At 46.1% G+C, this 16,384-nt stretch carries 15 protein-coding genes; 14 read left to right on the top strand and 1 reads right to left on the bottom strand.

Annotated elements, in window-relative coordinates:
- Positions 1–68: 68 nt before the first annotated feature.
- Genes cobA through sirC form a run of 3 tightly spaced genes read left to right on the top strand, consistent with a single transcriptional unit; the run spans position 69 to position 2,097 of the window.
- On the top strand, positions 69–842 hold the full coding sequence (cobA, locus tag M1D69_RS12595; RefSeq protein ID WP_458105908.1) for a uroporphyrinogen-III C-methyltransferase: 774 nt from the start codon (positions 69–71) through the stop codon (positions 840–842).
- Positions 843–1,628, top strand: coding sequence for a sirohydrochlorin chelatase (gene sirB, locus M1D69_RS12590; protein ID WP_458105909.1), 786 nt, complete (start codon positions 843–845; stop codon positions 1,626–1,628). It begins immediately after the preceding gene.
- Entirely contained in the window at positions 1,609–2,097 is a 489-nt protein-coding gene (gene sirC / locus M1D69_RS12585) for a precorrin-2 dehydrogenase (protein ID WP_193660641.1), read from the top strand. Before sirB ends, sirC begins: the two co-directional genes overlap by 20 nt.
- 38 nt (positions 2,098–2,135) lie before the next feature.
- Here sirC and rqcH read toward each other — a convergent pair whose 3' ends face one another.
- Entirely contained in the window at positions 2,136–3,848 is a 1,713-nt protein-coding gene (gene rqcH / locus M1D69_RS12580; protein ID WP_458105910.1) for a tRNA modification protein RqcH, read from the bottom strand.
- Between the two features lie 121 nt (positions 3,849–3,969).
- Here rqcH and M1D69_RS12575 point away from each other — a divergent pair, with 121 nt between their 5' ends.
- The 11 genes from M1D69_RS12575 (at position 3,970) to rlmN (ending at position 16,382) form a co-directional block, all read left to right on the top strand.
- Positions 3,970–6,642 (top strand): calcium-translocating P-type ATPase, SERCA-type, encoded by a 2,673-nt coding sequence (locus tag M1D69_RS12575; protein ID WP_458105911.1) that lies wholly within the window; start codon positions 3,970–3,972, stop codon positions 6,640–6,642.
- 84 nt (positions 6,643–6,726) lie between these two features.
- Positions 6,727–7,602, top strand: a complete 876-nt coding sequence (locus tag M1D69_RS12570) for a YicC/YloC family endoribonuclease (protein ID WP_024121354.1) — start codon at positions 6,727–6,729, stop codon at positions 7,600–7,602.
- Between the two features lie 76 nt (positions 7,603–7,678).
- Positions 7,679–7,948: an extracellular matrix/biofilm regulator RemA gene (gene remA, locus M1D69_RS12565; RefSeq protein WP_003154355.1), complete on the top strand. Its 270-nt coding sequence runs from the start codon at positions 7,679–7,681 to the stop codon at positions 7,946–7,948.
- A 7-nt stretch (positions 7,949–7,955) separates the two neighbouring features.
- The gene (gene gmk / locus M1D69_RS12560; protein ID WP_024121355.1) at positions 7,956–8,570 is read left to right on the top strand and encodes a guanylate kinase; all 615 of its coding nucleotides are present in this window, start codon (positions 7,956–7,958) and stop codon (positions 8,568–8,570) included.
- Between the two features lie 3 nt (positions 8,571–8,573).
- A complete protein-coding gene (rpoZ, locus tag M1D69_RS12555) occupies positions 8,574–8,777 on the top strand; it encodes a DNA-directed RNA polymerase subunit omega (RefSeq protein WP_003221520.1) in 204 nt (67 codons plus the stop codon).
- 78 nt (positions 8,778–8,855) lie between these two features.
- Positions 8,856–10,076, top strand: coding sequence for a bifunctional phosphopantothenoylcysteine decarboxylase/phosphopantothenate--cysteine ligase CoaBC (coaBC, locus tag M1D69_RS12550; RefSeq protein WP_458105912.1), 1,221 nt, complete (start codon positions 8,856–8,858; stop codon positions 10,074–10,076).
- Positions 10,073–12,490 carry a primosomal protein N' gene (priA, locus tag M1D69_RS12545; protein ID WP_458105913.1) on the top strand — a complete coding sequence of 806 codons (2,418 nt, stop codon included), beginning with the start codon at positions 10,073–10,075 and terminating at the stop codon, positions 12,488–12,490. Before coaBC ends, priA begins: the two co-directional genes overlap by 4 nt.
- A 26-nt stretch (positions 12,491–12,516) precedes the next feature.
- On the top strand, positions 12,517–12,999 hold the full coding sequence (gene def, locus M1D69_RS12540) for a peptide deformylase (RefSeq protein ID WP_024121358.1): 483 nt from the start codon (positions 12,517–12,519) through the stop codon (positions 12,997–12,999).
- 4 nt (positions 13,000–13,003) lie between these two features.
- Complete coding sequence (gene fmt / locus M1D69_RS12535) at positions 13,004–13,957, top strand: methionyl-tRNA formyltransferase (protein WP_458105914.1); 954 nt, start codon at positions 13,004–13,006, stop codon at positions 13,955–13,957.
- Complete coding sequence (gene rsmB, locus M1D69_RS12530) at positions 13,944–15,287, top strand: 16S rRNA (cytosine(967)-C(5))-methyltransferase RsmB (RefSeq protein WP_458105915.1); 1,344 nt, start codon at positions 13,944–13,946, stop codon at positions 15,285–15,287. The genes fmt and rsmB overlap by 14 nt, the downstream gene beginning before the upstream one ends.
- A gap of 3 nt (positions 15,288–15,290) precedes the next feature.
- On the top strand, positions 15,291–16,382 hold the full coding sequence (gene rlmN, locus M1D69_RS12525) for a 23S rRNA (adenine(2503)-C(2))-methyltransferase RlmN (protein WP_458105916.1): 1,092 nt from the start codon (positions 15,291–15,293) through the stop codon (positions 16,380–16,382).
- The last annotated feature ends 2 nt before the right edge of the window (positions 16,383–16,384 follow it).

The following is a 16,384-nucleotide window of genomic DNA, read 5'->3' as shown; positions in this document are numbered from 1 at the left end:
AAAATGCAAATAAGAACAACATCACAGCGAACGTTCTGGAAGAACTCGAATAGATCGGGGGAAAGACGATGGGGAAAGTATATATTGTAGGAGCGGGTCCCGGAGATCCTGATCTGCTGACAATTAAAGCGCTGAAAGCCATTGAAAAAGCTGATGTAATCCTATATGACAGATTAGTAAATAAAGAGATTTTGCAATATGCCAAGGAGCAGGCGGACCTGATCTACTGCGGGAAGCTTCCAGATTTTCATACAATGAAGCAGGAAACCATCAATCGGTTTCTTGTGAAGTATGCGCAAAAAGGGAAAATCGTTGTCAGATTGAAAGGCGGAGATCCATTTGTGTTCGGCAGAGGAGGGGAAGAAGCGGAATGCCTTTCTGAAAATGGCATTCCGTTTGAAATTGTCCCCGGTATTACATCGGGAATCGCGGCGGCTGCTTATGCCGGGATTCCTGTCACTCATCGGGACGCGGGCTCTAACGTGGCTTTTGTAACGGGGCATTATAAAAAAGAAGAGGATTTTGAGGAAAAGTGGAAAGCGCTGGCCACAGGGATTGATACACTTGTCATCTATATGGGCATTAAAAATGTGCAGCAGATCGAAAAAAAACTCCTGGAAAACGGCCGGGACGGTTCTACTCCGGCAGCGTTTATTCATTGGGGAACAACGGAGAAGCAAAAATCTGTTTTTTGTACAGTTGACACCCTTTCAGAAACGGTGAAAAAAGAAGACATTAAAAATCCGAGTTTAATTGTTGTTGGAAATGTTGTAAATTATCACTATAAGCTGGAATGGTTTGAATCTGAGCTGAAAAAACAAGATTTAAGCGAGGCGTTGTAAATGAAACAAGCGATTTTATATGTCGGCCACGGCAGCCGGGTAAAAAAGGCTCAGCAAGAGGCCGCTGCATTTTTGGAAGGATGCAAAGCGCACATCTCTGCGCCTGTTCAGGAAATCAGTTTTTTAGAGTTGCAGGAGCCGGCAATTGAGACAGGGTTTGAAGCATGTGTGAAGCAAGGCGCCACTCATATCGCAGTGGTGCCTCTGCTTCTTTTAACGGCTGCTCATGCAAAACATGATATTCCGGAAGAAATTGCCCGTGCCGCGTCCCGGTATCCTTCAGTCCATATCTCATACGGAAGTCCGATTGGGATTGACGAAGAAGTTGTCAAAGCTGTCTATCATCGTGTTAAAGACATAGGCGTTCCGTACGAAAACGCCAGGGTTGTGCTCATCGGCAGGGGAAGCTCAGATCCAGATGTAAAAAGAGACGTAACCGGCATTGCCGGCTTGCTTCAAAACATCATGCCCGTCAAGGAAGTGATTCCATGTTTTATGACAGCATGCGGTCCCAATTACAAAGAGGTTTTTTCTGAGCTGAAAAAAGATGACGGCGTGACGACCTTTATTGTTCCGTATTTGCTGTTTACCGGGATGCTGATGAATGAGATTGAACGCGAGGTCCAGAAATTGAAGGCCAAAAATCCAAATGTCTACCTCTCTTCTTATATCGGTTTCGACCCGCATGTGAAAAAGGCATTTTTAAATCGTGTAAAAGAAACTGCTGACAACCATGAGGGGCAATTTAATTTTGACGGAGGCTCATATGCTCCCGCTTCACATTAGTTTGCAGAAGAAAAAGGTTGTAATCGCAGGGGGCGGCAGTATTGCGCTCAGAAGGTTAAAAACAGTGCTTTCTGAGGGAGCGGATATTACGCTTGTCAGTCCGGTTGCGGAACCGGAAATCAGGCAGATGGCAGACAATCGCCAAATCAAGTGGCTGAGCCGGAAGATTGAGAAAGAGGATTATCTCGACGCTTTTTTGATTATTGCCGCGACGGATGACGCCGCTGTGAATAAAGAGATCGCTCAAAATGCATCGCCTTCCCAGCTTGTCAACTGTGCCAGTGACGCTGAGCTGGGCAATGTGTACATGCCGAAAATCGTAAAAAGAGGGCATGTTACGGTTTCTGTTTCGACAAACGGAGCCAGTCCAAAGCATACGAAGGAACTTGCTGAAAAAGTGGACATGCTCATTGACGGCGACTTTGTCAGCGAAGTAGACAGGCTTTATCAGATCAGAAGAAATAAATAAGCCAGAGCAGTTGCTGCTCTGGCTTTTCTTTATATAAATCAGCTTTTTTTCAGTCTGATGACAGTATCCGCATCAGGCGTGACAAAGACGGTATGCTGGCTGTCATAAGTCACGAATCCGGGCTTTGCGCCGTTCGGCTTTTTGACGTGCCTGATTTTTGTATAATCAACAGGCACAGAACTTGAATCTTTTGCTTTTGAAAAATAAGCTGCAATTGTGGCGGCTTCAATAATTGTTTGTTCATCCGGCTCGCTGCTCCTGATGACAACATGGGAGCCCGGGATATCCTTCGTATGAAGCCATATGTCGTCTCTGGCAGCTGCTTTGGTCGTTAAATACTCGTTTTGACGGTTGTTTTTGCCGACTAAAATAGTGTGACCGGAAGAGGATTCGTATGTTTCTAAAACAGGGTTGTTCTGTTTTTGTTTTTTCTGCCCTTTTTGCTGCTTAGGACGTAAATATTTCCCTTCCACAAGCTCTTCTCTGATTTCACTGATATCACGCGGAGAAGCGGACGACAGTTGCTGAATCAGCTGGTCGAAGTATTCGATTTCTTGCTGAGCCAGCCTGATCTGTTCTTCGACAACGGCAACTGAGTTTTTCGCCTTCTGATACTTAGTGAAATAGGCCTGTGCATTCTCTGAAGGCGTCTTGTTCGGATTCAGCGGGATGGCGATTGTCGGATTTTCCTCATCATAGTAGTTGATGACTTCAGCCTGCTTGTCGCCTTTTTTCATCATATATAAATTTGCGGTCAGCAGCTCCCCGTAAAGCTGGAATTCCTTAGCGTTTTCCGAATACTCCAGTGTTTTTTCCAGTTTTTTGATTTTGTTGGCGTTCTTTTTCCGCTCATTCACAACGAACCGCTCAAGATCCTGAGCCTGCTGTTTAACCCGGTCCCGCTCAGCTTTTCCGAAATAAAAACGGTCCAGCAGCTCACTTAATGAATCGAAGCGGCGTGCTTCTCCTTTAAGGTGAGTCAGCTCCAGCAGATAAAAATATTCCTTCCCGTTAACAGTCGTGATGTTAGGGTTGAAACGGTGCTCCCTTACCTCTGCAAAGAGCTCCAGCAACGCTTTTGGCAGTGTCACTTTGTTGGCAAGGCCCGCTCTGTGGACAGCTTCTTTTGCGAAGAGCGGAGAAACACCGGAAAAATGGTCAACAATTTGTTTATCTAGCCGTCCTTCTTGAAAACTGAGATGACGCAACATGTCATCTTCAGTCGCTTCTAGCGGTGAGATCTTATCCTGGGCAGGCGGAAGCTTATAATCGTAGCCCGGCAGTACGGTGCGATAGCTGTTCATTGACTGCGATAGATGTTTCAGCCCGTCGATGATCGCATTTTCCTCTCCGTCCGTCAGAATGATATTGCTGTGGCGGCCCATAATTTCGACATAAAGCTTTCGATGCGTTTCATCGCCGATTTCATTACGGCTTTTAATATGAAAAATCATAATGCGGTCAAGGCCCGCCTGTTCAATTTTTTCAATAAATCCGCCTTCAATATGCTTTCTTAGCAGCATGCAAAACATCGGCGGTTCACTCGGGTTTTCATACGTTTGGGCCGTGATATGCACCCGTGAATAGCTTGGGTGTGCCGATAATAAAAGCTTTTGGTTTTTTCCATTGGCGCGGATGTGAAAAATCACATCGTGCTTATAAGGCTGATGGACTTTCGTGATCCGTCCGCCCATTATTCGCTCGTTCAGTTCGTGTGTCATTCCGTATGTAAACATGCCATCAAACGACATATATAATACACCCTCTCATTCTTCCTGCATTCGATAATTATAGCATGAAATGGGACGAGTCAGAATAAGCATGCTTATAGAGTGATATCTCTATAAGAGAGCAGGGGAGTGGACGAGCGGAATGAAGTTTCATGAAATGGGACAAACAGACTTATTAGAGGCAACAAATACGTCCATGAAACAAGGATTAACTGAAAAAGAGGTGAAAAAACGCCTCGACAAGCATGGGCCAAACGAGCTTCAAGAAGGAAAAAAAACATCAGCGCTTATCTTGTTTTTGGCGCAGTTTAAAGATTTCATGGTGCTTGTGCTGCTTGCGGCAACATTAATTTCAGGGTTTCTTGGTGAATATGTGGACGCGGTTGCGATTATTGCGATTGTGTTTGTGAATGGCATACTTGGGTTCTTTCAAGAACGGCGTGCAGAGCAATCTCTGCAGGCGTTAAAAGAGCTGTCAACTCCTCATGTGATGGCGCTCAGGGAAGGAAGCTGGACAAAGATTCCTTCGAAAGAACTGGTGCCGGGCGACATTGTGAAGTTTACAAGCGGCGACCGGATAGGAGCAGATGTCCGAATTGTCGAAGCGAAAAGCCTGGAAATTGAAGAATCAGCGTTAACCGGAGAGTCAATCCCGGTTGTGAAACATGCGGATAAATTGAAAAAGCCCGATGTGTCGCTGGGGGATATTACGAATATGGCCTTTATGGGAACCATCGTCACCCGAGGCAGCGGTGTCGGTGTTGTCGTCGGTACAGGGATGAACACGGCTATGGGGAAAATCGCTGACATGCTTGAATCGGCGGGAACCCTGTCAACCCCGCTGCAAAGAAGGCTCGAGCAGCTCGGGAAAATTTTAATTGTTGTCGCTTTGCTGCTCACTGTGCTTGTTGTCGCTGTCGGCGTGATCCAGGGACACGATCTGTACAGTATGTTTTTAGCCGGTGTTTCGCTAGCGGTAGCCGCCATCCCAGAAGGGCTGCCAGCCATTGTGACAGTAGCGCTGTCATTGGGTGTACAGCGTATGATCAAGCAAAAATCAATCGTGAGAAAGCTTCCGGCGGTTGAGACGCTTGGGTGTGCCTCTATTATTTGTTCAGACAAAACAGGAACAATGACGCAAAACAAAATGACGGTCACACATGTATGGTCCGGAGGAAAAACGTGGAGAGTGTCTGGCACGGGCTACGATCCGAATGGAGGCTTCACACTGAACGATAAAGAGGTCAGTGTGAATGAGCATAAGCCGCTGGAGCAAATGCTGTTGTTCGGAGCGCTTTGTAACAACTCGAATATTGGGAAAAGAAACGGTGACTATGTGCTTGACGGAGATCCGACAGAGGGAGCGCTGCTCACCGCGGCAAGAAAAGGCGGCTTTTCAAAGGAGTTTGTGGAATCCCATTACCGTGTGGTTGAGGAGTTTCCGTTTGATTCTGCACGAAAAATGATGACTGTCATTGTAGAGGATCAGGACAGAAAGCGCTATATCATTACGAAAGGCGCGCCGGATGTACTGATGCAGCGGTCCGCCCGTATTTATTATGACGGCTCTGCCGCTCCTTTCTCAAATGAGAGAAAAGCAGAAACAGAGGCAGTATTACGGCAATTGGCTTCCCAGGCGCTCCGAACGATTGCGGTTGCTTATAGACCGGTAAAAGCAGGGGAAACACCGTCAATGGAGCAGGCGGAAAAAGACCTGACAATGCTTGGCCTTTCAGGCATCATAGACCCGCCGCGCCCCGAAGTCAGACAGGCGATTAAAGAATGCCGAGAAGCGGGAATTAAGACCGTTATGATTACAGGGGATCATGTTGAGACAGCAAAAGCTATAGCGAAAGATTTGCGCCTCCTCCCGAAAAGCGGAAAAATCATGGACGGCCAGATGCTGAATGAGCTTTCACAAGAAGAGCTTTCTGACGTAGTGGAGGATGTGTATGTGTTTGCCCGCGTTTCTCCTGAGCATAAATTGAAAATTGTCAAAGCGTATCAGGAAAACGGACATATCGTTGCAATGACAGGAGACGGCGTCAATGACGCGCCGGCTATCAAACAGGCTGATATCGGCGTTGCCATGGGTATTACAGGAACGGATGTGGCGAAGGAAGCATCATCCCTCATACTCGTAGATGATAATTTTGCAACCATTAAATCAGCGATTAAAGAAGGCAGAAACATCTATGAAAATATTAGAAAATTTATCCGATACCTGCTGGCTTCTAACGTAGGAGAAATTTTGGTCATGCTTTTCGCCATGCTGCTTGCCCTTCCTTTGCCGCTCGTGCCGATTCAGATTTTGTGGGTCAACTTGGTGACAGATGGATTGCCGGCGATGGCGCTCGGCATGGATCAGCCGGAAGGAGACGTGATGAAGCGGAAGCCGCGTCACCCGAAAGAAGGGGTGTTTGCCCGCAAGCTTGGATGGAAGGTGGTCTCCAGAGGATTTTTAATCGGTGCTGCCACGATTTTGGCTTTTATCATCGTGTATCACCGCAATCCTGAGAATTTGTCTTATGCGCAGACAATTGCGTTTGCGACGTTGGTGCTGGCTCAGCTCATTCACGTATTTGACTGCCGGAGCGAAACGTCCGTTTTTTCCAGAAATCCGTTTGAAAACTTGTATCTGATCGGCGCTGTATTGTCATCGATTTTACTGATGCTGGTGGTCATTTACTATCCGCCGCTTCAGCCGATTTTCCATACGGTTGCCATCACGCCGGGAGACTGGATGCTGGTCATCGGCATGTCGGCCATCCCTACTTTTTTGCTGGCGGGGTCACTTTTGACAAGAAAAAAATAAATTCATATGATATAATCTTAGGGGTAATAGCATGTCTATTGCCCTTTTATTTTGAGAACAGGGAAGAAATAGGGTGTTTTATTTATGATACGAAGTATGACAGGCTTCGGCAGTGCAAGCAAAACACAAGATGATCTCTCTGTAAGCGTTGAACTTAAATCTGTGAATTACAGGTTTAAAGAAGTGAACGCTCGTTTGCCAAGGCCTTTGCTATATTTAGAAGATAAGCTGAAACAGACGATTCTGCAGTACATACAGCGCGGAAGAATTGAGCTTTTCGTCTCCGTTGACAGTGATATGCTTGTAGAGAGAAGGCTTGACATTGATTGGCCGCTTCTCGATGAGTTTGTCGCCGCTGCAGAGGATATGAAAAAGCGATATCAATTGTCCGCAGAGCCTGATGTCATGGACTTCTTCAAGCTTGATCATGTCGTCCAGATTCATGAGGAACAGACTCAAAATGAAAAGCTTGAGGAGTTAATAACAGCTGCTGCAGAGGAAGCCGTAAAAGGACTCTGTGAGATGCGCGAAAAAGAGGGGCTGCTTTTAGCCAAAGACTGTCTGATGCATATTGACCAGCTTGAAGAGCTGGCCGAAAAGACCGAATCTTTGGCAGCCGATGCGGTATCTCGTTACAGGGAACGGCTGTACGCCAGAATAAAGGAATGGACCGAAGACGTGTTGGATGAGAGCCGGCTTGTTACAGAATGCGCTATTTTTGCAGATCGCTCTGATATTACAGAAGAGATCACAAGACTGAAGAGCCACTTCGCTCAGTTTCGTGATATATTAGCTGAAGGCGGAGCTGTCGGGCGCAAACTCGACTTTCTTGTCCAGGAGCTGAATCGGGAAGCAAATACAATCGGCTCAAAAGCAAATGATCACCAGATCACAAAGCTTGTCGTCGAAATGAAAAGTTCTATTGAAAAAATAAAAGAACAAGTGCAAAATATAGAATAGTGACTGTGCGTATTGTTTACAGACGGACTTGCTAGGCTAAACTAGAGACGTCTATTTTACAGGGGGAACGTAGAAGATGACGATTAAACTGATTAATATCGGATTTGGCAATATTATCTCCGCCAATCGGATGATTTCGATTGTCAGCCCGGAGTCTGCGCCAATCAAACGGATGATCCAGGATGCAAGAGACCGCGGAATGCTAATTGACGCTACATACGGACGAAGAACCCGTGCAGTTGTCGTCATGGATAGTGATCACATTATCTTATCTGCCGTCCAGCCTGAGACAGTTGCACACAGACTTTCTGTTAAAGAAGAAATTATGGATGAAGGGCAGGGATAATTGCCGCATGAAAGAAAGAGGTTTATTAATCGTTCTCTCAGGTCCCTCAGGAGTTGGTAAAGGAACGGTTCGGCAAGCGATTTTTTCGCAAGAAGATACAAAATTCGAGTATTCGATTTCAGTAACAACGAGAAACCCGCGAGAGGGCGAAGTGAACGGAGTCGATTATTTTTTCAAAACGAGAGAAGAATTTGAGCAAATGATTGCAAACAATAAACTGCTTGAATGGGCAGAATATGTCGGCAATTATTACGGCACTCCTGTCGATTATGTTGAACAGACGCTCCAAGAAGGAAAAGACGTCTTTTTAGAAATCGAAGTTCAAGGCGCTCTTCAAGTGAGAAATGCTTTCCCGGAAGGTCTGTTTATTTTCCTTGCGCCTCCGAGTCTTTCTGAACTGAAGAACAGAATTGTGACAAGAGGAACGGAAACAGATGCTCTGATTGAAAATCGCATGAAAGCCGCAAAAGCTGAGATCGAAATGATGGACGCATATGATTACGTCGTAGAAAATGATAATGTCGAAACGGCTTGCGACAAAATCAAAGCAATCGTTCTCGCTGAACATTTGAAGCGTGAGCGCGTTGCACCAAGATATAAGAAAATGCTGGAGGTTGAATAACTGATGTTAGATCCGTCAATTGACTCATTAATGAATAAATTGGATTCGAAATACACGCTCGTAACCGTTTCTGCTAGACGCGCGCGTGAAATGCAAATCAAAAAAGACCAGATGATTGAACATACGATTTCACACAAATATGTAGGCAAAGCTTTAGAAGAAATTGATGCAGGCCTGCTTTCGTTTGAAAAGGAAGACCGCGAATAGTAGCACAAGTAGCAACCTATATCATGTAGGTTGTTATTTTTTTCCGTGCTGTTTTAAATTGCAGAGGGGGAGAAGTCATTGCTGAACAATCGAAATGTGTTGCTTTGCGTGAGCGGAGGCATCGCTGTTTATAAAGCCTGTGCGCTGACAAGCAAGCTGGTGCAGGCAGGGGCAAATGTTAAAGTCATTATGACTGAATCTGCGTGCCAGTTCGTTTCACCGCTGACATTTCAGGCATTGAGCCGCCATGAAGTATATACAGATACATTTAAAGAACAAAATCCAAGCGTCATCTCTCATATAGACGCAGCTGACTGGGCCGACCTGATTATTGTTGCGCCGGCTACGGCCAATGTGATTGGAAAACTGGCCAACGGCATTGCTGATGATATGCTGACAACAACCTTATTAGCGGCAACAGCGCCGGTATGGATTGCGCCCGCCATGAATGTGCATATGTATGACCATCCGGCAGTCAAACGCAATATTTCTGTCCTTTATCAGGATGGTTTTCGTTTTATTGAGCCGAGCGAGGGCTATTTAGCATGCGGTTACGTTGGAAAAGGAAGATTGGAAGAACCCGAAAACATCGTAGAGCTTGCGGAAAAGCATTTTGCAGAAGAAAAAGACGCGCCTTTAGAAGGCAAACAAGTGGTGATCACAGCAGGCCCGACACGGGAGGCAGTTGATCCTGTGCGTTTTTTCACGAATAAATCGACGGGTAAAATGGGATACGCATTAGCTGAGGCTGCGGTGCGGCTTGGTGCAAACGTGACCTTGATCTCAGGGCCGGTTTCTCTTGATGTCCCTAAAGGGCTTTCTCAGTTTATCTCTGTCCAATCGGCTGCGGACATGCGCGATGCGGTGCTCTCTGTGTATGAGAGAAGCGACGTCGTCATAAAAACAGCTGCTGTTGCCGATTTTACGCCAAAAACAGTATTTGACCAAAAAATGAAAAAGCAAGACGGCGGAATGACCCTTGAATTAAACAGAACGGTCGACATCTTAAAAGAACTGGGCGAGAAAAAACAGCATCAGCTGTTAGTCGGTTTTGCTGCTGAGACACAAGATGTGGAACATTACGCCCGCAAAAAGCTTTCTGCCAAAAATCTTGACATGATTGTGGCGAATGATGTGAAAGCGGCAGGGGCCGGTTTTGGTGCTGATACGAATATTGTGACGCTCTTTTTCAAAGACGGGCGCAAACGCGAGCTGCCGAAGATGTCTAAGCTCAATGTTTCGTTTGACATTCTTGGAGAAGTCGCAGCCTTCTTAAAACAAACCGGAGAGCACTCATGAATTTTGCCGAAGTCATCGTTGATGTCAGCACCAAAAATATAGACAGGCCGTTTGATTACAAAATCCCAGACCATCTTAAAGGTATGATCAAAACGGGAATGAGGGTCATTGTTCCGTTTGGCCCCCGTAAAATTCAAGGGTTTGTGACAGCTGTCAAAGATACGTCTGATCTCTCAGGTAAATCTGTCAAAGAAGTGGAGAATTTATTAGATCTTACGCCTGTTTTGACAGAAGAGCTGATGAATTTGTCTTCATGGCTGTCAGACAAAACGCTGTCTTTTAAGATTACGGCGCTTCAAGCGATGCTGCCTGCCGCATTAAAGGCAAAATATGAAAAAGAGCTGAAGATTGCGGAAGGTGCGGATATCCCGCCGCAGGTAGAACGGCTGTTTTCTGAAACAAAGACTCTGCTGTATTCGGATATACCCGATCACGATACGCTGAAAATGATTCAAAAGCATGTTCAAAAAGGCAACATTGACGTGACGTATAAAGTCGCGCAAAAAGCCAATAAAAAAATGGTCAGGCACATTCAGGCAAATGCGAGTAAAGAAGAGCTTGCCAAGCAGGCTGAGGGATTATCCCGCCAAGCAGCAAAGCAGCAGGCAATTCTTCACTTTTTCATCGCTGAGCCGGAAGGGGTGAAAATCCCTGCGGCGGAATTGTGCAACAAAACGGATGCGAGCTCTGCGACCATCAAAACCCTGATCCAAAAGGGGCTTTTGAAGGAAAGCTATGAAGAGGTTTACAGAGATCCCTATCAGGACAAAATGTTCAAAAAAACAGAACCGCTCCCGCTGACAGACGAACAGAGCGCTGCCTTTGAGCCAATACGTCAGACCTTGGACAACGATGAGCATAAAGTGTTCCTTCTTCACGGCGTGACAGGAAGCGGAAAAACAGAAATTTATCTGCAATCGATTGAAAAAGTACTGGCGAAAGGAAAAGAAGCCATCGTCCTCGTACCGGAAATCTCGCTGACGCCGCAGATGGTCAATCGCTTCAAGGGCCGTTTCGGCTCTCAGGTTGCAGTCATGCACAGCGGGTTATCCACTGGTGAAAAGTATGACGAGTGGCGCAAAATCCACCGCAAGGAAGTACGGCTTGTCGTGGGCGCGAGGTCCGCTATTTTTGCCCCGTTTGAAAATCTCGGGATGATTATCATCGATGAGGAGCATGAATCATCCTATAAACAAGAGGAAATGCCGCGCTACCATGCGAAAGAGGTAGCGATCAAGAGGGCGGAGCACCACCGCTGTCCGGTTGTGTTAGGTAGTGCTACACCGACGTTAGAGTCATATGCACGGGCGCAAAAAGGAGTGTACGAGCTGCTTTCGCTGAAACACCGCGTCAATCACCAAGTGATGCCTGAGGTTTCGCTTGTGGATATGAGAGAGGAGCTCAGAAACGGCAATCGCTCTATGTTTTCAATAGAATTGATGGAAAAGCTTGAAGAAACCATTGCCAAGGGTGAACAGGCTGTGCTGTTTTTAAATAAAAGGGGCTATTCCTCCTTTGTGATGTGCAGGGACTGCGGATATGTCCCGCAATGCCCTCACTGCGACATTTCCATGACGTATCACCGTTCCGGTCAGAGGATGAAATGCCATTATTGCGGACATGAAGAGCCTGTTCCGCATACTTGTCCTGAATGCGGGAGCGATCATATCCGTTTTTTCGGAACGGGAACACAAAGAGTGGAAGAAGAATTAACAAAGGTGCTGCCACATGCAAGAGTCATACGGATGGATGTTGATACGACCTCTCGGAAAGGTGCCCATGAAAAATTATTGTCTGCTTTCGGAGAAGGCAAAGCAGATATTCTTCTCGGAACGCAAATGATTGCGAAAGGGCTTGATTTTCCGAATGTGACACTTGTCGGAGTCTTAAGCGCTGACACAACACTGCACATTCCTGATTTCAGATCTGCCGAAAAAACGTTTCAGCTGCTAACACAAGTCAGCGGCCGCGCGGGAAGACATGAAAAACCCGGCAATGTCATCATTCAAACGTATACACCGTCCCATTACAGCATCCAGCTGACGAAAACGCATGATTATGAAACGTTTTATCAGCAAGAAATGGCACACAGGAGGGAGCAATCCTACCCGCCGTATTACTATTTGGCTCTTGTGACTGTTTCTCACGAGGAAGTGGCAAAAGCGGCTGTAACGGCTGAGAAAATCGCACACTTTCTGAAAGCAAACTGCGGGGCGGATACGAAAATACTCGGTCCAAGCGCATCGCCGATCGCCAGGATCAAAGATAGATATCGCTATCAATGCGTGATAAAATACAAACAGGAAACCCAGATATCAGCTTTATTGAAGAAGATACTGGAACATTATAAACGCGAAATTGAACAAAAACATGTAATGATTTCAATTGATATGAATCCTTATATGATGATGTAAGATCTCACGTCTTGGAGGGTAATGAATTGGCAGTAAAAAAGGTCGTCACACATCCCGCGGAGGTTTTGGAAACGCCTGCGGAAACCGTGACTGTTTTTGATAAGAAGCTAAAAAAACTGCTTGATGATATGTACGATACCATGCTCGAAATGGATGGAGTCGGACTGGCAGCGCCGCAGATCGGTATTTTAAAAAGAGCGGCTGTCGTTGATATCGGAGAAGAAAGCGGCAGAATTGACCTTGTGAATCCGGAAATTCTTGAACAAAGCGGCGAGCAAACCGGAGTTGAAGGATGCTTGAGCTTTCCCGGCGTCTACGGAGATGTCACACGTGCCGATTATGTGAAAGTGCGGGCGTATAACCGTCAGGGAAAACCGTTTATTCTTGAAGCAAGAGGCTTTTTCGCGAGAGCCGTGCAGCATGAAATGGACCACTTGGACGGCGTGCTGTTCACATCAAAAATAAGTAAATATTATACAGAAGATGAACTAGCGGATATGGAAGGATGATTTGATGACGAGAATCGTGTTTATGGGAACACCCGATTTTTCAGTTCCTGTGTTAAAAACCCTGTTAGATGACGGATATGAAGTAGTGGGGGTCGTCACGCAGCCGGACCGTCCGAAGGGCAGAAAAAAAGTGCTCACGCCTCCGCCGGTGAAGGAAGAAGCTTTGCGTCACGGTATCCCGGTTCTTCAGCCTGAAAAAGTCAGACTGAAAGAAGAAATTGAAAAGGTGCTGGCATTAAAACCGGATCTTATTGTGACGGCAGCGTTTGGGCAAATTCTGCCTAAAGAGCTTCTCGACAGCCCTAAGTACGGATGCATTAATGTCCATGCGTCTCTTTTGCCTGAACTGAGAGGCGGGGCTCCTATCCATTATTCCATTCTCCAAGGAAAGAAAAAAACCGGAGTTACCATTATGTACATGGTGGAAAAATTAGATGCAGGCGATATGATTTCTAAAGTGGAAGTAGACATTGAAGAAACCGACAATGTCGGAACCTTGCACGATAAATTAAGCGTTGCTGGCGCGAAGCTTCTGTCTGAAACAGTTCCTCAAGTTATAGCCGGCGACATATCACCTGAAAAGCAGGATGACGAGAAAGCGACGTATGCGCCAAACATTAAAAGAGAACAAGAGCTGATTGACTGGTCCAGAGCGGGAGAAGAGCTTTACAATCAAGTTCGAGGTTTAAACCCATGGCCTGTTGCCTATACGACTTTAAATGGACAAAACCTGAAAGTGTGGGCGGCCAAGAAAACAGCGGCACCGGCAAAAGCCGAGCCCGGCACAGTTATTGCTATTGAAAAAGAAGGGATTATCGTCGCCACAGGAAACGATACGGCACTGTTATTAACAGAGCTGCAGCCTGCCGGCAAAAAACGCATGCGAGGCGAAGACTTCGTCCGTGGCGCTCATGTTGAGACAGGTGATATGTTAGGAGTACACAATGAAAACAAATAGCGTTCGCGATATTGCGCTGGAGGCGCTGGTCAAATTAGAACAAAATCAGTCATACAGTAACCTGCTCCTGAAATCGGTTATTAAATCCAATAAACTGAGCGATCAGGACCGGGGGCTTTTGACTGAACTCGTGTACGGTACATTGCAAAACAAAATCGCGCTGGATTATATGCTCAAGCCGTTTATCAACAAGCCGCAAAAGGTGAAGCCGTGGGTTATCCAGCTTCTGCGCCTGTCCTTATATCAAATGGAATATTTAGAGAAAATTCCTGACCGGGCAGTCATCCATGAAGCGGTAGAGATTGCTAAAAACCGAGGGCATAAAGGCATTGCCTCATTTGTCAACGGCGTGCTTCGCTCTATTCAGCGTGAAGGAGTACCTTCTTTTGATGCTATCGAAGATCCTGTTCTCAGGCTTGCGACAGAAACAAGCCATCCCGAATGGCTTGTGAAAGAGTGGGCAGACGCATACGGATTTGATGCAGCTGAAAAGATTTGCCGCATTCATCTCATTCCGCCTAAGCAAACGCTGCGTGTTAATCAAATGAAAACAGACAGGGCAGAGATACTTGATCAAATGGCAGCTGAAGGAATCGAAGCGGAAAAAGGAGATCTCGCCGAGGACGCTGTGAAGCTTGTAAAGGGAACAATCGCCGGAACTCACTTCTTCCAGACCGGTGAAGTGTCCATCCAGGATGAAAGTTCCATGCTGGTTGCCCGGGCACTTGACCCTAAGCCAGGTGAAACGGTGCTTGATGCGTGCGCGGCGCCGGGCGGAAAGTCAGCCCATATCGCTGAATTAATGGAGAACAAGGGAAGTGTGACATCGCTTGACCTTCACAAACATAAGGTGAAGCTGATCAAAGAAGCGTCAGAACGGCTTGGCCTTTCCATTATTGATGCGAAAACAATGGACGCGAGAAAAGCGGGAGAAACGTTTAAAAGTGAACAGTTTGACCGTATTTTGGTTGACGCTCCATGCTCAGGCTTCGGCGTGATCAGAAGAAAGCCGGATATGAAATACACCAAAACCCCGAATGACAGCTCCCGGCTTGCTGAAATCCAGCTGTCTATCTTAAGGGAAATTGCGCCATTAGTAAAAAAAGGTGGCACTCTTGTCTACAGTACGTGTACAATGGATCGGACAGAAAATGAAGAAGTTATCCATGCGTTTATACAAGAACATCCTGATTTTGAACCCGATTTGTTTCTTGAAAAGCGGCTGCCCGAAAAGGCGAGACCCTTTGTTCGGGATGGGAGGCTTCAAATCCTTCCGCATTATTTCGGAACAGATGGTTTCTTTATTTGCAGCATGAGAAAGAAGGGATAAGCAATGACAGAACTTAAAAAAACAAAGATCAGAAAAGAATTGCGGACAGAGCATCCTTCAATTTATTCTTTTGAATTAGACGAAATCAAACAATGGCTGACAGACAACGGAGAGAAACCGTTCCGCGCGGCACAGATTTTTGAATGGCTTTACGAAAAACGAGTATCTTCTTTTGACGAAATGACAAACCTGTCAAAGGATCTGCGTGAGAAATTAAACACTCATTTCGTATTAACGACGCTGAAAACAGCAGTTAAACAAACTTCTCAAGATGGTACGATGAAGTTTTTATTCGAGCTTCACGACGGTTATACAATCGAAACCGTTTTAATGAGACACGAGTATGGTAATTCTGTATGTGTAACGACACAAGTCGGCTGCCGCATTGGCTGCACTTTCTGCGCATCAACGCTCGGCGGCTTAAAACGAAATCTTGAAGCGGGCGAAATTGTCGCTCAAGTGGTGAAAGTTCAAAAAGCGCTGGATGAAACGGATGAACGCGTCAGCTCTGTCGTCATCATGGGAATTGGCGAACCATTTGATAACTTTAACGAAATGCTTGCCTTCTTAAAAATCATTAACCATGATAAGGGACTGAATATCGGTGCCCGCCATATTACTGTTTCTACAAGCGGAATCATCCCGAAAATTTACGAATTCGCTGATCAGCAAATGCAGATTAACTTTGCGATTTCTCTGCACGCGCCAAATACAGAAATCAGAAGCCGTTTGATGCCGATTAACAGAGCGTACAAGCTGCCTGATTTAATGGAAGCCGTTAAATATTACATTAATAAAACAGGACGCCGGATCAGCTTTGAATACGGTCTGTTCGGCGGCGTAAACGACCAGGTCGAGCACGCTGAAGAGCTTGCAGACTTGCTGGAAGGCGTAAAATGCCACGTGAACTTGATTCCGGTAAACTATGTGCCTGAACGGGATTATGTCCGCACACCGCGCGAGCACATTTTTGCTTTTGAGAAAACGCTGAAATCCCGCGGAGTAAATGTCACGATCCGAAGAGAGCAAGGCCATGACATTGACGCAGCCTGCGGTCAGCTTCGCGCGAAGGAGCGTCAAGACGAGACGAGGTGATG

It is taken from the genome of Bacillus sp. PK3-037, assembly GCF_054161355.1.
Note: the sequence above shows the minus strand (reverse complement) of the source record. Positions and strands in the feature narration are given on the sequence as shown.